The organism is Arthrobacter sp. Y3221048, from assembly GCF_059092685.1.
In genome coordinates, this window is the sequence record NZ_JBNHHX010000006.1 from 172,072 (window position 1) to 191,803 (window position 19,732).

The 19,732-nt window shown below is 67.0% G+C and carries 18 protein-coding genes; 3 read left to right on the forward strand and 15 right to left on the reverse strand.

The window, feature by feature from the left end; genetic code table 11:
- The first annotated feature begins 101 nt into the window (after window positions 1-101).
- The 3 genes from AC5RVS_RS16675 to AC5RVS_RS16685 all read left to right on the forward strand — a co-directional run bounded on the left by AC5RVS_RS16675 (window position 102) and on the right by AC5RVS_RS16685 (window position 2,189).
- On the forward strand, window positions 102-575 hold the full coding sequence (locus AC5RVS_RS16675) for an NfeD family protein (RefSeq protein ID WP_493987203.1): 474 nt from the start codon (window positions 102-104) through the stop codon (window positions 573-575).
- A 61-nt stretch (window positions 576-636) separates the two neighbouring features.
- Entirely contained in the window at window positions 637-1,569 is a 933-nt protein-coding gene (locus AC5RVS_RS16680; protein WP_493987204.1) for an SPFH domain-containing protein, read from the forward strand.
- A gap of 272 nt (window positions 1,570-1,841) precedes the next feature.
- A complete protein-coding gene (locus AC5RVS_RS16685) occupies window positions 1,842-2,189 on the forward strand; it encodes an RNA polymerase-binding protein RbpA (RefSeq protein WP_493987205.1) in 348 nt (115 codons plus the stop codon).
- Between the two features lie 96 nt (window positions 2,190-2,285).
- Here the strand turns inward: AC5RVS_RS16685 and AC5RVS_RS16690 are convergent, their stop codons facing one another.
- The 15 genes from AC5RVS_RS16690 to arc all read right to left on the reverse strand — a co-directional run bounded on the left by AC5RVS_RS16690 (window position 2,286) and on the right by arc (window position 19,716).
- Complete coding sequence (locus tag AC5RVS_RS16690) at window positions 2,286-3,017, reverse strand: polyprenol monophosphomannose synthase (protein ID WP_493987206.1); 732 nt, start codon at window positions 3,015-3,017, stop codon at window positions 2,286-2,288.
- Between the two features lie 508 nt (window positions 3,018-3,525).
- Window positions 3,526-5,160, reverse strand: coding sequence for an amidohydrolase (locus tag AC5RVS_RS16695; protein ID WP_493987207.1), 1,635 nt, complete (start codon window positions 5,158-5,160; stop codon window positions 3,526-3,528).
- Window positions 5,161-5,234: 74 nt separating this feature from the next.
- Window positions 5,235-8,054 carry a DEAD/DEAH box helicase gene (locus AC5RVS_RS16700; RefSeq protein WP_494108959.1) on the reverse strand — a complete coding sequence of 940 codons (2,820 nt, stop codon included), beginning with the start codon at window positions 8,052-8,054 and terminating at the stop codon, window positions 5,235-5,237.
- A gap of 65 nt (window positions 8,055-8,119) precedes the next feature.
- Entirely contained in the window at window positions 8,120-8,980 is an 861-nt protein-coding gene (gene tatC, locus AC5RVS_RS16705; RefSeq protein WP_493987209.1) for a twin-arginine translocase subunit TatC, read from the reverse strand.
- 5 nt (window positions 8,981-8,985) lie between these two features.
- On the reverse strand, window positions 8,986-9,270 hold the full coding sequence (tatA, locus tag AC5RVS_RS16710; protein WP_493987210.1) for a Sec-independent protein translocase subunit TatA: 285 nt from the start codon (window positions 9,268-9,270) through the stop codon (window positions 8,986-8,988).
- Window positions 9,271-9,312: 42 nt separating this feature from the next.
- Window positions 9,313-9,648, reverse strand: a complete 336-nt coding sequence (locus AC5RVS_RS16715; RefSeq protein ID WP_494108960.1) for a hypothetical protein — start codon at window positions 9,646-9,648, stop codon at window positions 9,313-9,315.
- Between the two features lie 10 nt (window positions 9,649-9,658).
- Entirely contained in the window at window positions 9,659-11,656 is a 1,998-nt protein-coding gene (locus tag AC5RVS_RS16720; protein ID WP_494108961.1) for a helix-turn-helix transcriptional regulator, read from the reverse strand.
- 111 nt (window positions 11,657-11,767) lie between these two features.
- The gene (locus AC5RVS_RS16725) at window positions 11,768-12,163 is read right to left on the reverse strand and encodes an FKBP-type peptidyl-prolyl cis-trans isomerase (protein WP_493978452.1); all 396 of its coding nucleotides are present in this window, start codon (window positions 12,161-12,163) and stop codon (window positions 11,768-11,770) included.
- Window positions 12,164-12,236: 73 nt separating this feature from the next.
- The gene (locus tag AC5RVS_RS16730; RefSeq protein WP_494108962.1) at window positions 12,237-13,145 is read right to left on the reverse strand and encodes an FKBP-type peptidyl-prolyl cis-trans isomerase; all 909 of its coding nucleotides are present in this window, start codon (window positions 13,143-13,145) and stop codon (window positions 12,237-12,239) included.
- Window positions 13,146-13,230: 85 nt separating this feature from the next.
- On the reverse strand, window positions 13,231-14,592 hold the full coding sequence (pafA, locus tag AC5RVS_RS16735; protein ID WP_494108963.1) for a Pup--protein ligase: 1,362 nt from the start codon (window positions 14,590-14,592) through the stop codon (window positions 13,231-13,233).
- A 2-nt stretch (window positions 14,593-14,594) separates the two neighbouring features.
- Window positions 14,595-15,326: a proteasome subunit alpha gene (prcA, locus tag AC5RVS_RS16740; protein WP_494108964.1), complete on the reverse strand. Its 732-nt coding sequence runs from the start codon at window positions 15,324-15,326 to the stop codon at window positions 14,595-14,597.
- A gap of 2 nt (window positions 15,327-15,328) precedes the next feature.
- Entirely contained in the window at window positions 15,329-16,165 is an 837-nt protein-coding gene (prcB, locus tag AC5RVS_RS16745; protein WP_493987216.1) for a proteasome subunit beta, read from the reverse strand.
- A gap of 3 nt (window positions 16,166-16,168) precedes the next feature.
- The gene (locus AC5RVS_RS16750; protein WP_493978456.1) at window positions 16,169-16,372 is read right to left on the reverse strand and encodes a ubiquitin-like protein Pup; all 204 of its coding nucleotides are present in this window, start codon (window positions 16,370-16,372) and stop codon (window positions 16,169-16,171) included.
- Between the two features lie 42 nt (window positions 16,373-16,414).
- Window positions 16,415-18,013: a depupylase/deamidase Dop gene (gene dop, locus AC5RVS_RS16755; protein WP_493987533.1), complete on the reverse strand. Its 1,599-nt coding sequence runs from the start codon at window positions 18,011-18,013 to the stop codon at window positions 16,415-16,417.
- Between the two features lie 14 nt (window positions 18,014-18,027).
- Window positions 18,028-19,716 (reverse strand): proteasome ATPase, encoded by a 1,689-nt coding sequence (gene arc / locus AC5RVS_RS16760; protein ID WP_493987534.1) that lies wholly within the window; start codon window positions 19,714-19,716, stop codon window positions 18,028-18,030.
- Window positions 19,717-19,732 lie beyond the last annotated feature (16 nt).

Genomic DNA, 19,732 nt, shown 5'->3' on the forward strand with positions numbered 1-19,732 from the left:
CATGATGGAGGTATTAAGGGCACCAGCAGCCCGCGGTTTGATGCATGCGTGCAAGAGGCAGGCTCGGGAGACGGCGGCTGCTCCAACATCAGGGGGTACTGATGATCGAATGGCTCGTCGCCAACAGCTGGGTACTCTGGCTGGCCGTGTTCCTGATCCTGGCCATCGTCGAAATGATGACGCTGGACCTGTTCTTCATCATGATGTCCTCCGGTGCACTCGTGGCCCTGTTCGGGGCACTGCTCGGCCTGCCGTTCTGGATGCAGGTGGTCATCTTCTGCGTGGTCGCGCTGCTGATGGTGCTTTTCGTCCGCCCGGTAGCGCTGCGGCATCTCCGCAGCGGACCGCGGGACCTGGCCACCAATGTGGACCGGCTGATCGGCGAATCGGCAATGACCCTCGAATCCGTCACCGACCATTCCGGCGTGGTGAAGATCGGCGGCGACACCTGGTCCGCCCGGTCGGCGGATGGGTCGGCCATCCCGGCCGGCCAGCGCGTTTCGGTGGCCCGGATCGAGGGTGCAACCGCCGTCGTGACCCCGCAGCGCGCAGACGGGCCGCTGCCGGCCCAGTAAGACCCGGGCCGGGAACCGCGCCGGCACCGTGAGCCACCGACACCACTCTTAGAGGGGAACCATGGATAGCAATATCGGAATCTGGATCGTGCTGCTGGTCCTGATCATCTTCGTCGTGATCGTGCTGGTCCGCGCCGTGCGGATCATCCCGCAGGCACGGGCAGGCGTCGTGGAACGGCTGGGCAAGTACCAGCGCACGCTGAACCCCGGGTTGACCATCCTGATCCCCTTCGTGGACCGGTTGCTGCCGCTGCTGGATCTGCGCGAACAGGTCGTGTCCTTTCCGCCGCAGCCTGTCATCACCGAAGACAACCTGGTGGTCTCCATCGACACCGTCGTCTACTTCCAGGTGACCGATGCCCGCGCCGCGACCTATGAGATCGCCAACTACATCCAGGCGGTCGAGCAATTGACCACCACCACGCTGCGCAACGTGGTGGGCGGCCTGAACCTGGAAGAGGCGCTGACCTCACGCGACCAGATCAACGGCCAGCTCCGCGGCGTCCTGGACGAAGCAACCGGACGCTGGGGCATCCGCGTGTCCCGCGTGGAGCTCAAGGCGATCGATCCGCCCCATTCCATCCAGGACTCGATGGAAAAGCAGATGCGGGCCGAGCGTGACCGCCGGGCGGCCATTCTGACCGCCGAAGGCACCAAACAGTCCCAAATCCTGACCGCCGAAGGCCAGCGCCAGGCGGCCATCCTCGCGGCCGAAGGCGACGCCAAGGCGGCGATCCTGCGTGCGGACGGCGAGGCCCAGGCAATCCAGAAGGTGTTCGACGCCATCCACAAGGGCAACCCCACGCAGAAGCTGCTGGCCTACCAGTACCTGCAGACGCTGCCCAAGATCGCCGAGGGCGAGTCGAACAAGCTCTGGATCATCCCCAGCGAGGTCGGCGAAGCGCTCAAGAGCATTGGCAGCGTGCTGGGGACGGCTACACCGGACAGCGAGACCGCGCCGGTCTCAACTGCCGTCGGCGAACCCCGCGGCTAAGACCGCAGCGGCAAGCACGGGCCGGGAGTCCGGAGTGTCCGCCCATTTGGGATGCTCCATGCTCCCGGCTTTGGTTTACCCGAAACCGCGGCCCGGACTATAATGGGTGGTTTGCCGGGAAGTTGCCGCCTACAACCATCCTTGACGCTGGCAGGATTGGCGTTATCATCGCGGCCGGGAACAGACGGCCGACCGCCGACGTTGAGAATGTTAGCGAGCCATCGCGGACGCGGTCCATCCGCCGGTCCGCCACAAGACAAGAGGGAGAGATCATGAGCGATCGTAGCCTGCGGGGTATGCGCCTCGGAGCGCAGAGTATGGAGACTGAATCCGGTGTCGAGCCGGCTCCGCGCCAGCGCGTTGAATACCGTTGCGAGGACGGCGAGCAGGTGTTCGTGACCTTTGCCGCAGAAGCAGAGATCCCCCCGGTATGGGTTTCCAAGTCGGGCAAGGAAGCACTTCTGGTCAACGGGGAAAGGCCCGTCGACCCGAACGCCAAGCCGGTGCGCACCCACTGGGACATGCTGCTGGAACGCCGCAGCGTTGAGGAGCTCGAACAGATCCTCGAGGACCGCCTGACCAAGCTGCGCGAACGCCGCGGCGAACGGCGCACGGCCTAGAGTCCGACTGTTCATCCGTCAAGAGAGGGAGCGCACCCGCCAGGGTGCGCTCCCTCTCTTTGTGCGGTCGGGTCTCTGTGCGGTCGGTCGGGCCGGTCAGGGTTTCCGGGCGCGGAGTTTCCGCCACTTGTCGGCGATCCCCCACTTGGTGACCAGCGCGATGGACTCCAGCACGATGCCGCCGCTCATTTTCGAGTCGCCGTATTCGCGTTCGACGAAGGTGATCGGCACTTCGCGGACCGCCAGTCCTGCCTTCAGGGTCTGCCAGGTGAGGTCGATCTGGAAGCAGTAACCGACCGATTCCACGCTGTCCAGGTCGATGGTGCGCAGGGTCCCGGCCTTGAAGGCGTTAAAGCCGCCGGTGATGTCCCGGATGGCCACGCCGAGCATGAGGCGGGAGTACAGGCTGCCGGCCAAGGAAATGCCCTTGCGGTGGAGGGGCCAGTTGACCACTTTACCGCCGGGAATCCAGCGAGAGCCTTTGACCATGTCCGCGCCGTCATTGAGTGCGCCCAGTAACCGGGACAGTTCCTCAGGCTGGTGGGAGCCATCGGCGTCCATCTCCACCAGGACGTCGTACCCGGCGTCGAGCCCCCAGCGGAAGCCGGCGATGTAGGCTGCGCCCAGACCCGCTTTCCCCTCGCGGTGGAGGACGTGGATGGCGGAGTCGTCGGCCGCCATTCGGTCGGCCAAGGTTCCGGTGCCGTCCGGGGAATTGTCGTCGACCACCAGGATGTCCGAGCCGGGTACGGCGGTGCGGAGGCGGGCTACTGTCTTCGGGAGGGACTCAATCTCGTTGTACGTCGGGATGATGGTGACGACCCGCACTCAGTGGCCTTTCGAACGTTGTGCTGCAAACCGCAGATTTCCTCGTGCAGGAGATGCCCCGGGGGCTTCCGCATCGACGGTCCAGTATAGGCCATGAGTTTGAACGGGCGGCCGGCGGGCAAACCCTGCCGCGCGGCCTCCGGTGAAAGGAAGGGTAGGTCCGCACGCCTTCGGGCCACGAAAGCAAACCTGTGGGGGAACGCAGACATGTTTTCTACTGACGTGCGGACCTACCCTGGAAAGTGCCGGTTCGTCGAGGGACAACGGGCGCAACTGCACTCAGGCAGGTGGCGCCTGCAGCCTCTCTCCCCGGCACGGACCGGAATCCGCGAAGAAATACCGGCCCATTGAGAGTTCAGCCTACTGTCTCTGCGGGATGTGTCAATACCGCTCTGACCTGCGGTTTTGTCCATACCTGCACGTCAGAGCGGGGCTCCCGGCGGCCGAAAGTTGCCGAAATCAAACAATTCGTTCACATTTATGGGCCCCGGCCCGGACGGTGCGGGCCTCAGAACGCATCGAAAATGGTTATTCCATTCATCACCGTGCGGACACACTCCGGCAACCTGTCGCTGTCCAGGGAAGGCAGCATGGGGGTTCCGGCACGCGCATCGGTGCTCCAGGCCGACACCCGCGAGTCGGGGGTCTGGATGGAAAGTTCGTCCGCGTCCCAGACGGCGAACGTCGCGGGAGTTCCCGGAGCCAACTGGCCCTCCATGGGATTCCGTTCCCCTGCGGCCCGCCAACCGGCCCTGGTGTGCGCCAGGAACGCCGCCCGGGCGGAGATCTGCTCAGACCGGTTATGGTGCTCCAGGCACGCTTTCACGGCGGCCCACGGGCTTTGTTCCGTAACCGGGGAGTCCGAGCCAATCGCGACCGGAACGCCCGCAGTCTGCAAGCTTCCCACTGCGTTCATGGCGAGTGCGGCCTCGGCGCCGAGCCGGGTGGCGTACATTCCTTCCGCTCCTCCCCAATACGCGTCGAAGAGGGGCTGCATGCTGGCGGTGACCCCGTGTTGAAGCAGCCGCTCCAGCGCCCCCTCCGGCACCATTTCCACGTGTTCGAGGCGCGGGCGGGCCGAACGCACCGCGGCGTGCCCGATCCGTTCGGCGGCCAGGTCCAGGGCGTCGAGCGCCCGCAGCAGCCCTGCGTCGCCAATCACGTGGAAACCCGCCTGGATGCCCTGCTCGGCTGTCACTTCCACGTGCCGCGCGGCAGCCTCGGTGTCGAGATAGAGCGTCCCGTGTGCCCCGGGGAGGTCGGCATAACCGGCGCTGATGGCCGCCGAATGCGATCCGATGGACCCGTCCATGGTCAGGTCCCCGGCCAGCCCCCGCAGGCGTCCGGAGAAGAAGTGCACGGTTTCCCTGACCTGTTCGGCGGAGGTCATCAGCTCGCCCCAATACGGCAGGATCCTGGGTCCCGGCTCGGCCTCGCCGAGCGCCAGCAGCCCCAGCAGGTCCTCGGCGGGCCCCAGCTGCGGGGCGGCCATTTCCGCCAGGGCGACGTAGCCGCGGGACGCTGCGTGCTGCAGGGCCAGGCGCTGGAGGTCTTCACGCCGGCCGGCCGCAGGGGTCTGCACCGCTGCCCGGACCCGTTCGAGGGCCGGCCCGCTGGCCGTTCCGGTGCCCGACCAGCCCGGCAACTCCGAGAGCGACAGGCGGGACGCCAGCGCCGCCGAGACGGCCGCGGAATGGACATCCACCCGCGTCAGGAAGACATCCGCTCCGCCCGTCGCGCGATCCAGTTCGGCGGCGGAGGGAGCCCGGTTCTCGGGCCAGCGGGTTTCGTCCCAGCCGTGACCGACGACGGGGCCGCCGTCCTGCCGTGAGGCGGCGGCAACGGCGTCGAGCAGTTCCGCCAGCGATGCGCAGCCGGTCAGGTTGAGCGAGGACAGCGCGAGCCCCGTCTGCGTCACGTGGGCGTGCGAGTCCACGAAGCCGGGCGCCACCAGGCGTCCATCGAGGTCGACGACCTGCATGCTGCTGTCGGCGATGGACGTGGCGGCATGCTCCGAGCCGATCCAGGCCACGGTGCCGCCGTCGACGAGCATCGCCGTGGCGTACGGGTCCGCCGCGCTGTAGACGCTGCCATTGCGGTACAGCGTGAGGCCCGTGGAGGCGGGCAGGACAGAGTCGCTCATGGAAATCCTTTCAACATGGTGGTGCGCTGGTGCGCTGGTGCGCGGGGCCGGGCGCGCTGGTGCGCGGGGCCGGGCTATTCGGCAACGGCCGCGTAGGCGACGACGCCCCGGCGGACCAAGCCAATGGCTTGCCTGCCGCGGGCCGCGAGCTGTGGATCGAGGGCGGGTACTTTGATCAGCTGGTCCAGCAGGTCGATGACCTGCTTGGCCCACCGGACAAAGTCGCCGGCCGCCAGGTCCGTGCCCTTGAGCGCGGTTTGCAGGGACCGGCCGCTGGCCCACTTGTACATCGGCCAGGCGAGTCCCAGCTCCGGCTCGCCGGTAAGCGGCAGCCGGTGCTGTTCCTCAAGATCGGTCAGCTGCGACCACTCCCGGACGGCGACCATGACCGACGCTTCCATGGCGGACGAGGGCATCTTGGGCCGGATGCCGGCTTCTTCCCGCTTGGCCTGATACACGAGGCAGGACACGAAGGCCGCCAGTTCCGCGGCGGTCAGCCCATCGAAGGCGTCCTGCTCCAGGCACAGCGCCACCAGCAGGTCGCGGTCGCCGTAGATCCGCCGGAGCCGTTCTCCGGCGGGGCTGATGGCGACACCGTCGCCACCGGTCTCCAGGTAGCCATAGCTGTCGAGCACCTGGCAGACCCGGTCGAAGGTTTTGGCTATGGTGTTGGTGCGGCCCTGGATCTGTGTCACCAGCTGGTCGGTTTCCTTGCGGAGGGTCCACCAGCGCTCGGCCCAGCGGGCATGGTCTTCCCGGTCGCTGCAGCCGTGGCAGGGGTGGGCCTTGAGCTTGCGGCGCAGGTCGTTGATCTGCCGCTCGGCCTGTGTCCCGCCGGGGACGATGAAGTCACGGTGCTCGCTCCCCCGCCGCGGCGGACGCTTGTCGTGCAGGGCATTGCGCAGCGAGGACGCCAGGTCGCGGCGTTCCTTGGGGCTGCGCGCATTGAACGTCTTGGGGATCCGGATGGTGGAGAGTACCTCCACCGGGCCCTGGAAGTCGTCAACGGAGATGCGGCGGATGTGCTTTTCCTGGGTCAGCACGGTGGGGCGGGGCTCGCGGGCGGATTCGTCCCGGTCGAGCACCACGGCATAGCCGAGGTTCCGGCCGGCCGAGATATCGATGATGTCGCCGCGGCGCAGGCGGTCCAGGGAGGAAGCCGCCGCCGAGCGGAGGTGCCGGGACTGGGTGCGGGAGGCGCGTTTCTCGACCTCGTTCAGGTCCCGGCGCAGGCGCGCGTATTCGTTGAAGTCGCCCAGGTGGCAGCTCATGGCCTTCTCGTAGCCGGCCAGCGATTCTTCCCGGTTGCGCACCTGCTTGGCCAGGCCCACGACGGAGCGGTCGGCCTGGAACTGGGCGAACGAGGTTTCCAGGATCTCGCGGGCCGGGCCGCGGCCGAACTGCGCAATCAGGTTGATGCTCATGTTGTAGGTGGGCCGGAAACTGGAGTTCAGCGGATACGTCCGCCGCGACGCCAGGCCCGCTACGGCCCCCGGGTCCGTGCCGGGCTGCCAGAGCACCACGGCGTGGCCTTCGACGTCGATGCCCCGCCTGCCCGCGCGACCGGTGAGCTGCGTGTACTCCCCCGCCGTGATGTCGACGTGCGCCTCGCCGTTGAACTTGTCCAGCTTCTCCAGCACCACGGAGCGCGCCGGCATGTTGACGCCGAGCGCCAGCGTCTCCGTGGCGAAAACGGCGCGGACCAGGTTGTCGGCGAAGAGCTTTTCGACCACTTCCTTGAACGTGGGCAGCATGCCGGCGTGGTGGGCCGAAAACCCGCGGGACAGGCCTTCGCGCCAGGTCCAAAAGCCCAGGACGTCCAGGTCCTCTTCGGCGATGTCCTGCACGGCCTCGTCCACGCGGCGGACGATGACGGCGCGTTCCTTCTCCGTGGTGAGCAGCAACCCGGATTCCAGGCACTGTTTGACGGCGGCGTCGCAGCCGTTGCGGGAGAAGATGAACGTGATGGCCGGCAGCAGTCCCTCGCTGTCGAGCTTGGCGATGACCTGCGGCCGGCTGGCACGCCGGATCCGGGTCAGCGCCTGCCGCGGGGGTTCGGGTGCGCGCCGGCCGCGCCGGCCGCCCGAACGGCCCCAATTGGCGCTGCGGTTGAGCCGTTGCTCGGCCGACGCCAGCTTCAACAGTTCGGGGTTCACTTCGTAGGCGCGGCTGCTGCCGGTGCCGGAGTCCTGCGCGGTCTCATCGAAGGCGACGTCGCCGGCGAAAAGATCGAACAGGTCCGAGCCGACCATGACGTGCTGCCACAGCGGAACGGGACGGTGCTCGGACACCACCACATCGGTGTCGCCGCGGACGGTATCGAGCCAGGCGCCGAATTCCTCCGCATTGGAGACGGTCGCAGACAGCGAGACCAGCTGCACGTCGTCGGGCAGGTGGATGATGACCTCTTCCCACACGGCACCGCGGAACCGGTCGGCCAGGTAGTGGACTTCGTCCATCACCACATAGGCCAGGTCCAGCAGGGTGTCGGAATTGGCGTACAGCATGTTCCGCAATACCTCGGTGGTCATCACCACCACGTCCGCATGCGGGTTGACCGAGGTGTCGCCGGTCAGCAGTCCCACTCGCTCGGGGCCATAGGTGGCCACCAGCTCGTTGTACTTCTGGTTGCTCAGGGCCTTGATCGGCGTCGTATAGAACGCCTTCAGTCCCCGCTGCAGGGCCATGTAGACCGCGAATTCGCCGACGACGGTCTTGCCGGCGCCGGTGGGTGCGGCCACCAGCACGCCGCGGCCGCGTTCCAAGGCCTCGCACGCCTCGCGCTGGAAGGGGTCGAGTTCGAATCCGAGCGTCTGGCTGAACGAGTACAACCGGGTCTTGGAGAAGGCCACCCGTTCGGCGGCCGCCAGGTAGCGTTCGGAGGGGGAACTCATAGCAAAAGCCTATCCGCTTAATCCCGGCCGCCCGATGGGTGCCGCCGACCCGGACCGGCCGCGGCCTATCTGGCCCCGTCCTGCTCTCCGTCGTCGGCCTTCAGCTGATCGAGCGGCGTGGCCTGGTCGACGCCGGCGGCGACTTCCGCTTCGCGGACCTTGCGCCGTTTTTCCCGCCGCTTGTCGTTGAGCAGGCTGATGCCGGTTGCCACGAAGAACAACGCCAGCAAGGGGGCCGCCAGCAGGAACATGGACATGGCATCCGGGCCGGGGGCGGCCATCGCAGCCACCAGGCAGACCACGAACACCACGATCCGCCAGCTCTTGATCACCCGGCGGCCGGACAGCAGGCCGGCGAAATTCAGTCCCACCAGCACCACGGGGAGCAGGAATGCGATGCCGAGCGAGAGGAACATCCGCATCACGAACGTCAGGTAGTCGGTGGCCAGGATCTGGTTCACGCCGCCTTCGGGCGTGAACATGGTCAGGACCTTGACGATCTCCGGGAGCACGATCCAGCCGAAGTAGATCCCGAGCAGGAACAGCGGCACGGCGGCGACCATGAAGCCGAGCGTGTAACGGCGTTCCTTGCTCTTCAGGCCGGGCGTGATGAACGCCCACACCTGGTAGATCCACACCGGGGAGCTGACCAGCAGCCCCAGGAAGATGGAGACCTGGATCTTCAGGTCGAACGGCGAGCCGACACTGCCGTAGTTGATTTCGGCGCGCCGGCCCTCTTCGGCCGAGATTTCCATCAGCGGCGCCTGGACCGCGACCATCACGGGGTCGTACAGGAACCAGCCGGCGACTGCGCCGAGCAGGACGGCAATGCCGGAAACGATGAGCCGGTTGCGGAGTTCTTTCAGATGGGCCTTGAGCGGCATCCGCCCCTCAGGGTTGGCCTTCCGGCCTTTTTTACCGGCCACGGCCCTTACTGCTGGTGCGGCGATGGGGATCCGCCGTTCGCATTCGGCTGCTGTCCGCGGTTGTCAGTGTTGTTCCGCGGCGGGTTGACCACGCGGCCCTCGACGGGTTCCGATTCCGGGTCGGCAGCGGACGTGTCGTCGTCCTTCATCTGCTTCACCTCGGACTTGAAGATCCGCATGGACTGGCCCAGGCTCCGGGCAAGGCCGGGCAGCTTCGGTGCGCCAAAGAGCAGCAGCACAATGATGACCAGAATAATGATGGTCCAGGGGTTATCGAAGAGTCGTCCCATGCGTGGTTCCTTTCGTCTAGTCCATCCTATGCCATCGGCGGGTCAGGACAGCCGCAGATCGCGGAGGGACTGCCGCTGCCCGCGGGCCGCGCGCCGGGCGAACCTGCGCTGCCTCCGCTCCTCGCGCCGCCGCTCCTTGCCCAGCGAGTATTCCTCCTTGAGCACCGCGGGATCGGCGAAGAGGGCCAGCTTGGGGCGGTGCGGGTCGGCGGGCTGCTGTTCCGTCTGGAGTCCACCGGCCAGCCGGGCGGCTGCCGCCTCGAATTCACGCAACGTTCGCACGAACTGGCGGAAGATCCGCCAGCCGAGCAGGGCGATGAACACGAGGGCCAGCGCGCAGAGGGCAACCCAGAGCAGGATCCAGAACCAAAGGGGCATGTTGTCCACTCTAGCTTCCGGCCGAAGCCGGCGCCGCGCGGTAGGCCTCCAGCGCCTGCCGCAGCCATTCCCGGGTGTGGTGGGCCGCCTCCGCCGGTTCCAGCACGGCGACTTCGCCGCCGTGGCGTGCCGCCAGGCCGGGCAGCACCGCCGTGCTGGACAGCCGGATTTCGGCCGCAAGCGAACCGTCCGCCAGGACCGCTCGGCGCCGGGCGTTGTACCGGTCGGCCAGTTCGGCCAAGCGCTCGGAGATCCGCAGCACCACCACCTGGTCCGTCTCCTGCGGGGTGAACAGGCTGTCGGGGAATTCGCTGCTCCGCTCGGCCGGCGGCTCAAAGTGCTCGCCGGTGGCGGCCAGGGAACGCATGCGGTCCACCCGGAACTGCCGCACGGCCTGCTGGCGGTGGCACCAGGCCTCGGTGTACCAGTGGCCGTCCACGGCGAAGACCCGGAGCGGATCGATCCGGCGGTTCGTCATCTCATCCCGCGATGGCACGAGGTAGTCGATGTCCACGCTCCGCCGGGAGGCCGCGGCTTCCTGCAGCGCGAGCACCTCGGGCGTGCTGTCCTCGGCCGCCAGATCCGCGGCGATGGCCGTGTGGCGGGCGGCAACTCCGCCGGCCGCCGCCAGCAGTTTGCTGAGCGCGCTGCGCAGGGCGGGCTGCTCCCCCACCCCGGGCACGGTCTCGAGGGCCTGCAGGCCGACCACCAGCGAGAGCGCCTCGTCCAGGCTCAGGCGCACCGGCTTGTCGATCTCGTCGGCGTTGTTGATGGAGATGGTGCCGTCTTCCCAGAAGGCTTCGATGAGCTGGTCCGGCCCGTAGCCGGGAGTCCCGCAGACGAACAGCAGGTTCAGGTCCTTGATCAGCTGGTTCTTGCTGATCTTGAACTTCTCGGCGGTGGCGTCCAGCGGCACGCCCGGATTCGCCGTGACGTAGGAGACCAGGTCCAGCAGCCGCGGCAGATGGTCCAGGGACCCCGTCTTCCGTGCCGGCCGTGAGCTGTCCTCCAGCAGGGCGTACGACGGCGGTGCCTGGGTTGCGGCGGCCAGGGCGCCTTCCAGCCGGCGCACCACGGCGCCGCGCAGCTCGTCCGGACCCTGTACCAGGGCGTTGGCGCCGTGCGAGGCAATTTCCTCCGCCAGCACCTCCGCGTCGCCGTAGCCAAGTGTGACAGCGTCCCAGCCCGCCGGTGGCCGGACGCCCTCGGCGGCGGCCGCGGCCGCGCGAAGCGAGTTGGCCTTGTCCTGCCGGAGCAGGAGCACGGCCGTCCCGTTGTCCTCCGGCGCCTGCAGCCCGTCCAGCACCGTACGCATGGCGAAGCCTTCCGGGATGCTGTACGTCCCGGACAGCTTCTTGATCGTGGAGGTGATTCTGGACAGCCGGAAGGTGCGCTGGGCGCCCCGGTCCAGGTCGCGGCCGGCCAGGTACCAGTGGCCGTACCGGTTGCCCAGCCCCCAGGGCTCGACCCGGCGCGGCTGCGGCCGGCCGTCCTTGGGCGACCGGTAGTCGAAGGAGACGGGGGTGTGGTCCAGCACCGCCTTGAGCAGCGGTTCGAAGGCCGGCTCCGCGGTGCGGATGCGCGGTTCCACCCCGATCAGTGGATCGCCGTCGGCCAGGGCGCCCTGGACGTCCAGCCGGCGCACAGCCCGGGCGGCTGCCGACCCGAGCGAGGCCTGCTGCCACAAGCGGGAGGCCAGCGAGAGCACGGCGCTCTCGCGGGCGTTGAAGTGGAGTTCAGGCAACCGGTACTTGTGCCTGTCGATCCGGTACCGCAGCCCGCTGTTGTCGTTTTCGTAGAGCGTGTCGTCCGGGAACGTCTCCACCGGGATGCCCATTTCCCGCAGGTCCTCTTTGTCCCGCTCGAACAGCCGGTTGAAGGCGTCGTCGCTGGTCGCCTCGCGATACGGCGGGATCAGCGCGCGCAGCTCTTCCTTGCTGTAGCCCCGGCGGCGTTCCAGCAGCGCGATCAGCAGGTTGAGGAGGCGTTCGGTCTTGGAGGCGGACATAGTTGAAACGTTACTGGCTGGAGGGTTTCGGGGTGAAGTCAACGCCGGAGGGCGGAGTAACGATGAACTAACGTTCTCCGTCGCTCCGCCCCCGGCTGCCGGTCTGTGGGCTCAGCGGACGCCGAGCAGGTCCACCACGAAGATCAGCGATTCGCCCGGCGCGATCGCGGACCCGGCGCCGCGGTCGCCGTACGCGAGGTGGGCCGGGATCTCCAGCCGGCGGCGACCGCCCACCTTCATGCCCAGCAGGCCCTGGTCCCAGCCCTGGATGACCTGGCCGACGCCGACGCGGAAGTCCAGCGGTGCGCCGCGGTTCCACGAAGCGTCGAACTCTTCACCGGTGGACCAGGCGACGCCTACGTAGTGGGTGGACACGGTGTCACCGGCTTTGGCCTCGGCGCCGTCTCCCACGATGATGTCTTCGATCACCAGGTCCTGCGGGGTTTCGGTCCCGGGGAAGTCGATTTCAGGTTTGGTGCGGTCGTATTCGCGCTTGCCGAAAGACATGCTGAACCTCTCTTGCTTGACGTGTATCTGGTGCTGCCGTCGGCTACGTTACCGTACCGGGCGGCGGCATCCCTTACCGGACTTCCGTCAGCTCCACATAGAAGATGAGGTCTCCCACAGCATCTCCCTGGCCCTGCACGTAGGCCAGTTCGGTGGGAATGGACAGCATGACCTTCGAGCCTTCCTTCAGGCCGGTCAGGCCCTTGGTCCAGCCTTCGATGACGCCGTCCAGCGGGAACTCGGTCGCTTCTCCGCGGGAGAAGCTGGAATCGAATTCGGTGCCCTCGGCCCAGTTCCACCCGGCGTAGTTCGCCTTCACCGTGCTGGACTCGGTGGCTTCCTTGCCGTCGCCTTCTTCGATGACCTTGACGATGAGGTTGTCCGGTGCGTCGTTGCCTTCCGGGATCTTGACCGAGGGGACGCCGTCGTCGTCGAGCGTGATCTCCGGCAGTTTGCCGGCCTTCTCCAGCTCGGCGACCTCGGCGGCATCGGCCTTGACGCCCTTGTCTTTGACGTCCTGCACGGTCAGGAAGAGCAGTTGCGGGTTCTGGGCGGGCGCGGAAGCACCGGCGTCTTCCGGCGGCTGGACGTAGTAGGCGATCTCGCTGCCCGGATTGGAGCCCAGCAGCGCCTCGTACAGGGCGGGGTCGGCGGTTTCGAAGCCCTCGCTCAGTTCCACCGTCTGGTCGGCCACGCCCGAGTAGGTTTCGCCCAGCTGTTCACCGGTGACGGCGTCCTTGGCCAGCAGACGGTAGCGGATCCACTGGCCCGCGGCAGCACCGTCCCCCTCGCCTTCGGTGATGACTTCGGCCCGGGATTCGGGCAGCTCCAGCGGCGCGGAGAAGTCGACGGTGGGGGCGGCGCCCGCGGCGCCGGAGGTCACGGAGATGTCATCCAGGCTGTCCGAGCCCGAACCGCCGTTACCGCCGCATGCGGTGAGCAGCAAGGCGGCCGGCAGGAGGATGGAGAATATTTTGCGCACAATCGACTTTCTTATCGCGGAACTTGCGGGCACGGGACATTCTCGCAGAGAAATCTGGTGGTCCGCTTGGAATATGCGGTGGAGGTCACAAGGTGGCGAGCAGTGCCTCGACCCGCGGGTCTTCGCTCCTGAACGGGTCCTTGCAGAGGATGGTCTGCTGGGAGCGGTCGTTGAGCTTCAGGTGCACCCAGTCGACCGTGAAGTCGCGGCCGTTTTCCCGCGCCGCGCGGACAAAGTCGCCGCGCAGCTTGGCGCGGGTGGTCTGCGGCGGCCGGTCCACGGCGTCCTTGACGTCCTGTTCCTCCACCACCCGTGCCACCTCCCCGCGGGCCTGCAACAGGTGGTAGAGGCCGCGCCGGCTGGAGATGTCGTGGTAGGTCAGATCCACTTGGGCGATGCGCGGCGAATCCAGATCGATGGACTGGCGGTCCATGATCCGGTTGATCAGCCGCTTCTTGATGGCCCAGTCGATCTCCCGCTCAATTCCGCGGTGGTCGCCGGATTCGACCGCCGCCAGGGTCCGTTCCCACAAATCGAGGATGCGTTCCACGTGCGGGCTGTGCGCCCCGTTGGCCTCGACGAAGCCGCGCGCTTTGGACAGGTATTCCTGTTGCATGGCCACCGCGGACATCTCCCGCCCGCTGGCCAGTTTCAGCGGCCTGCGGCCGGTCAGGTCATGCGAGATGTCCCGGATGCTGCGGATCGGGTTTTCCAGCCGGAGGTCGCGCATGATGACCCCCGCTTCGATCATCCGCAGGAGCAGGTCCACCGTCCCGACCTTGAGCATCGTGGTGGCCTCGGACATGTTCGAGTCGCCGTTGATGACGTGCAGGCGCCGGTAGTACTCGGCATCTGCGTGCGGTTCGTCCCTCGTGTTGATGATCGGTCGTGAACGGGTGGTGGCGGATGAGACACCCTCCCAAATGTGGTCGGCACGCTGGGAGAAGGCGTAGATGGACCCGTTTTGCGTCTTGAGCACCTTGCCGGCCCCGACCAGGATCTGGCGCGTCACCAGGAACGGGATCATGATGTCGGCCAGCCGGGAGAATTCGAGTTTGCGCGGGATCAGGTAGTTTTCGTGGCTGCCGTAGGAATTCCCGGCCGAGTCGGTGTTGTTCTTGAACAGGTAGACACTGCCGCCGAAGCCCTCCCGCGCCAGGCGCTCCTGGGCTTCGTTCATTAAGTCTTCGAGGATCAGTTCACCCGCCCGGTCCTGCGCCACCAATTGGGCGACGTCGTCGCATTCCGCGGTCGCGTACTCCGGGTGGGAGCCCACGTCCAGGTAGAGCCGGGACCCGTTGGTCAGGAACACGTTGGATGACCTGCCCCACGTGACCACTTTGCGGAAGAGGTAGCGTGCCACCTCTTCGGGCGAGAGCGGGCGCGAATCCGGCGCCGAATAGGAGATGCCGAATTCGGTCTCGATCCCGAAGATGCGTCGATCCATGGCTAGCCGTCCATTCCCTCGCCTAAAATCCGGGTCAGCTCAGCGGTTGGCAACCGGCGGAAGGCACGCCGGCTCCCCCGGTTGGACAGCGGGTCGCGGTCCAGAACGGCGACTTCCAGTCCCTCGGGACGCAGTTCCCTGCCCTGCCCCGCGTCCTGCTCGCCGGTCCCGCCCGACAGGGCGGCCACCGCTGCGCGGACCGCGCCGGGAAAGTCCCGCTCGTTAATCCAGTTGCCGCGCAGCCTCTCGCCCACTGCCTCAGCCGAGCCACCCATCACCACGAAGCCGCGTTCGTCGGCGATGGACCCGTCGAAGGTCAGCCGGAACAGCCGGTCTTCGGCGGGCGTATCGCCGACTTCGGCGACGGCAAGCTCCACCTCGAACGGCTTGCTGTCGGCGGTGAAGACGGCGCCCAGGCTTTGCGCGTAGACGCTGGCGAGGCCGCGGCCGGTGACGTCGTCCCGGTCATAGGAGTAGCCGCGCACGTCGGCGTAGCGGACACCGGCCTGGCGCAGGCTTTCGAATTCGTTGTATTTGCCGACCGCGGCGAAGGCGATCCGGTCGTAGATTTCCCCGATCTTGTGCAGCGCCGGCGAGGGGTTTTCGGCGACCAGCGCAATCCCCTCGGAGCAGCTGAGCACCACCACCGAACGGCCCCGGGCGATGCCTTTCCGGGCGAAGTCCGCCCGGTCCTTCATCAGTTGCTCGGGCGAGACATAGAACTGCTGCGTCATGCTCAGGCCTCCCGTCCGGCCACGGCGCGCGCCCCGATGACGGCCTCGGACGTGGAGGCCAGCTCCCGGTCCGGGATCCGGCGGGCGCCGGCGGCGTTGACCGTGTAGATCAAGGGCCACACCTGCCGGACGGCATCCGGTCCCCCGGTCGCCGAGTCGTCGTCGGCGGCGTCGTACAGGGCTTCGATGGCCACACGGACCGCTGCCGCCTCCTCCAGGTTTGGCTGCCAGAGCTTCTTCAGCGCCCCGCGGGCAAAGACCGATCCGGACCCCACGCTGTGGTGCTCCTGCTCCTCATAGCGTCCGCCCGTGACGTCGTAGGAGAACAACCGGCCCACCCGGCGCTCGGCATCGAAACCGGCGAACAGTGGAATGACCGCGAGGCCCTGCATCGCCATCGGCAGGTTCGACCGGATCATCGCGCCCAGTCGGTTCGCCTTGCCGTCCAGGCTGAGCAGCGTGCCTTCGATCTTCTCGTAGTGCTCAAGTTCCACCTGGAAGAGACGCGTGATGTCGAGGGCGATGCCGGCGGTGCCGGCTATGCCCAGCAGCGAATGGGAATCGGCCGGAAAGACCTTTTCGATGTGCCGGCTGGCGATCAGGTTGCCCATCGTTGCCCGTCGGTCGCCGGCCATGAGCACGCCGCCGGCGAAGGTCATCGACACGATGGTGGTACCGTGCGGCACCATCGGTGCCGCCCCCGCCGGCAGCTGCTGGGCACCGCGGGCGCCCGGCAGCAGGTCCGGGGCGGTGCGCGCCAGGTACTCGCTGAAGGAGGCGGTGGCTGAGTGGGAAATCTGGGCGAAAACGGAGCCCGGACCGCCGGCCGGCATGTCCATCAACTACTGCCCGCCCTTCTGCACGAAACCGCGCACGAATTCTTCCGCGTTCTGTTCCAGCACGCCGTCGATCTCGTCCAGCAGATCATCGGTGCCTTCGGTCTCGGCCTGCGCGGCAGGTGCGGCGGCAGGCTCGGGCGTGGGCTCGTCGTCGTACTCTTCGTCGTCGCGGCGCGAGTCCACGTTCTTGCGGTCCTGGGTTGCCATGATGGCCTCCTTCTGGTGGGACGATCGACTCGGTCCTAGTGCTTATGTTGCCACGTGGGGCTCGTTCGCGGGGCCCAGCAACGCCGTGATGAAGTCCTCCGCTGACGAAGCTTCCTCGAAGAGCCTGCCGGTGAGTTCGCGGTTGCCGCGCAACGGCTCGCGGGTGGGGATGCGCTGCAGCCGGCGCCGGTCGGGAAGATCGAAAATCACGGAGTCCCAGCTGGCCCCGACCACCTCCTGGGGGAAGTGCTGAATGCACTTTCCGCGGAAGTAGGCCCGGGTGTCTTCCGGTGGCTCGCCCACCGCGGCTTCGATCTGGGCGTCCGAGAGCAACCGCCGGATCCGGCCGCGTGCGGCCAGGCGGTGGTAGAGGCCCTTCTCGGGCCGGACGTCGGCATATTGCAGGTCGATCAGGCCCAGGCGCGGGTCCCCCCATTCCATGCTGTCCCGGTCCCGGTACGCCTGCAGCAGCTTGAGCTTGGCCACCCAGTCCACTTGGTCGGCGGCGTCCATCGGGTCGCGGCGCAGTGTGTCCAGCACCTCAGCCCAGCGCCGAAGCACGTCCGCGGTCTGTCCGCTGTCGGTGTCGTGGCGGCGGCAATGCTCCACCGCCGCCTGCAGGTAGATCTCCTGCAGGTCCAAACCGGTGACCATGCTGCCGTCCTTGAGCGGGACTTTCTGCTGCAGGGAAGGATCGTGGCTGATCGCCTGCAGTGCCTGCACCGGGTCGGCCAGCTGGAGATCCGGTACTTCCCCGTGTTCGATCAGGGACAGCACCAGGGCGGTGGTGCCCATCTTGAGGAAAATCGACACCTCGCTCAGGTTCGCGTCGCCGATGATCACGTGCAGCCGCCGGTACTTGTCCGCGACCGCATGCGGTTCGTCACGGGTGTTGATGATGGGCCTTCGGATGGTGGTCTCCAACCCCACTTCGGCCTCGAAGAAGTCCGCACGCTGGCTGACTTGGTAGCCCGGAGTGCGGCCGTTGCTGCCCAGTCCCACGCGCCCGGCACCGCACACGACCTGTCGGGACACGAAAAACGGAATCAGACCCGTGACAATCCGGCTGAACGGCACGCTGCGCGGCATCAGGTAGTTCTCATGCGCGCCGTAGGAGACCGACTTGTTGTCGGTGTTGTTCTTGTACAGGTTGACCGGTGAGAACCCCGGCGTGGCGGCGATCCTGCGCATCGCTGTCAGCACGACGGCGTCGCCCGCCTTGTCCCAGCGCACCGCATCCAGCGGGTTGGTCACCTCGGGCGAGGAGTATTCCGGGTGGGCGTGGTCCACGTACAGCCGGGCCCCGTTGCTGAGCACCATGTTCATGAGCACGCCGGAGGCTTCGTCCGTGTAGAACTCGTTGCCGGCCGCGCGGCCGCCGGCCAGTGCAATCTGCTCGGCGTCGAGGATCGGCGGGACGTCGGTCAGTTGAGACGGGTCCGCCTGGTCGCGCGACAGGTCGAATCCACGGGCATCGTGCAGCGGCTCCTCGTCGGTGTAATCCCAACGGGTGCCGGCCAGGTTTCCCAAGCCTTTTCGCATGGTCGCCGCATACGCGTTGATCACCTGCGAGGAGAGGACCGTGGAGTTGGCCAGGGGTTCGCCGGGAGCATGGATGCCATACTCCGTCTCCGAACCCATCACGCGGTAGACGCTCACAAGTACTGCCCCGTGTTCGACATTGTTTCGATGGCCTTGCCGGCCTCCTGCCCGGCCTTGCCCTGCACGATGGTGCGGATGTAGGTGATCCGTTCGCCCTTCTTGCCGGATATCCGCGCCCAGTCGTCCGGATTGGTGGTGTTGGGAAGGTCCTCGTGCTCGCGGAATTCGTCCACCACGGCGCTCAGCAGATGCTCGATTCGCAGGCCCTTCTGCTGGTTGGTCAGCAGGTCCTTAATGGCGTTCTTCTTGGCCCGGTCCACCACGTTCTGGATGACGGCGCCGGAATTGAAGTCCTTGAAGTAGAGCATCTCCGTGTCGCCGCTGGCGTAGGTGACTTCCAGGTACTCGTTCGACTTGTCCGTGGAGTACATCTCCTCAACGGTGCGCTGGATCATCGCGTCGATGGTGGCCTTACGGTCCTGCCCATGCTCGGCGAGGTCCTCGGCGTGGATGGGGAGATTGGTGGTGAGGTACTTGGCGAAGATGTCCGCGGCCGCCTCGGCGTCCGGCCGGTGGATCTTGATCTTCACGTCCAGCCGCCCGGGGCGCAGGATGGCCGGGTCGATCATGTCCTCGCGGTTGGAGGCGCCGATGACGATCACGTTCTCCAGCTTCTCCACGCCGTCGATCTCGGACAGCAGCTGCGGCACGATGGTCGTTTCGACGTCGGAGGAGACACCGGTGCCGCGGGTACGGAACAGCGAATCCATTTCGTCGAAGAAGACCACCACCGGGCTGCCGTCGGATGCCTTCTCGCGTGCCCGGGCGAAAATCAGCCGGATGTGCCGCTCGGTCTCGCCCACGTACTTGTCCAGCAGTTCCGGTCCCTTGATGTTCAGGAAGTAGCTGCGGGTGTCGGTGCCGTTGCGCTCGATGGCCTTGGCGGCCAGGGAGTTGGCCACGGCCTTGGCGATCAGCGTCTTGCCGCAACCGGGAGGGCCGTAGAGCAGGATGCCTTTGGGTGCCTTCAGCCCGTGCTCGCGGTAGAGGTCGGGATGCAGGAAGGGAAGCTCGACGGCGTCGCGGATCTGGTCGATCTGCGGACCCAGGCCGCCGATGTCCTCGTAGGAGATGTCCGGCACCTCCTCGAGGATGAGGTTTTCCACCTCGCTGCGCGGAATCTTTTCCAGGGCGTAACCGCTGCGGGCGTCGATGGACACGGCGTCGCCGACCCGGAGTCGTTCGGTCCGCAGGGCGCCGGACAGCTTGACGACCCGTTCCTCGTCGGCCCGTCCGACCACCAGCACGCGGTCGCCGTCGAGCATTTCCTTGATGGTGACCAACTCGCCGGAGCGCTCGAAGCCGAGCGCGGCGATCACCGTCAGCGATTCATTGAGCAGGACTTCCTGGCCGGGAGCGAGGTGGTCCATCTTGACCAAGGGGCTGACCGCAACGCGCAGCTTGCGCCCGGACTGCACAATGTCCACGCTCTCCTGCACCATGGCAGCGTTGCTCGTGCCCGGCCGCGGCCTTTGTGCCTTGTTGACCTGGGTGATGGTCGCGAAGCTAAAGGGGGTTTCGCCGTCGCGTTCGAGGGCGGATTTGAGCCGGACGATCTCGGTCTTCGCGGTCTCGAGGGTGGAGACCAGCCGGGAGTTGTTTTGCGTGGCTGCGGCCAGCTGCTTGTCCAGGTGGCGCAGTTTGTCGCGCAGTACGTTGATCTGGCGCTGGGCGACCGTCAACGCGTCGCGCTGGTCG

Coding starts and splice junctions, on each gene's coding strand:
- AC5RVS_RS16675 (WP_493987203.1), top strand. CDS start 102: ATGATCGAATGGCTCGTCGCCAACAGCTGGGTACTCTGGCTGGCCGTG.
- AC5RVS_RS16680 (WP_493987204.1), top strand. CDS start 637: ATGGATAGCAATATCGGAATCTGGATCGTGCTGCTGGTCCTGATCATC.
- AC5RVS_RS16685 (WP_493987205.1), top strand. CDS start 1,842: ATGAGCGATCGTAGCCTGCGGGGTATGCGCCTCGGAGCGCAGAGTATG.
- AC5RVS_RS16695 (WP_493987207.1), bottom strand. CDS start 5,160: ATGAGCGACTCTGTCCTGCCCGCCTCCACGGGCCTCACGCTGTACCGC.
- AC5RVS_RS16700 (WP_494108959.1), bottom strand. CDS start 8,054: ATGAGTTCCCCCTCCGAACGCTACCTGGCGGCCGCCGAACGGGTGGCC.
- tatA (WP_493987210.1), bottom strand. CDS start 9,270: ATGGGACGACTCTTCGATAACCCCTGGACCATCATTATTCTGGTCATC.
- AC5RVS_RS16715 (WP_494108960.1), bottom strand. CDS start 9,648: ATGCCCCTTTGGTTCTGGATCCTGCTCTGGGTTGCCCTCTGCGCGCTG.
- AC5RVS_RS16720 (WP_494108961.1), bottom strand. CDS start 11,656: ATGTCCGCCTCCAAGACCGAACGCCTCCTCAACCTGCTGATCGCGCTG.
- AC5RVS_RS16725 (WP_493978452.1), bottom strand. CDS start 12,163: ATGTCTTTCGGCAAGCGCGAATACGACCGCACCAAACCTGAAATCGAC.
- pafA (WP_494108963.1), bottom strand. CDS start 14,592: ATGGATCGACGCATCTTCGGGATCGAGACCGAATTCGGCATCTCCTAT.
- prcA (WP_494108964.1), bottom strand. CDS start 15,326: ATGACGCAGCAGTTCTATGTCTCGCCCGAGCAACTGATGAAGGACCGG.
- prcB (WP_493987216.1), bottom strand. CDS start 16,165: ATGGACATGCCGGCCGGCGGTCCGGGCTCCGTTTTCGCCCAGATTTCC.
- AC5RVS_RS16750 (WP_493978456.1), bottom strand. CDS start 16,372: ATGGCAACCCAGGACCGCAAGAACGTGGACTCGCGCCGCGACGACGAA.
- dop (WP_493987533.1), bottom strand. CDS start 18,013: ATGGGTTCGGAGACGGAGTATGGCATCCATGCTCCCGGCGAACCCCTG.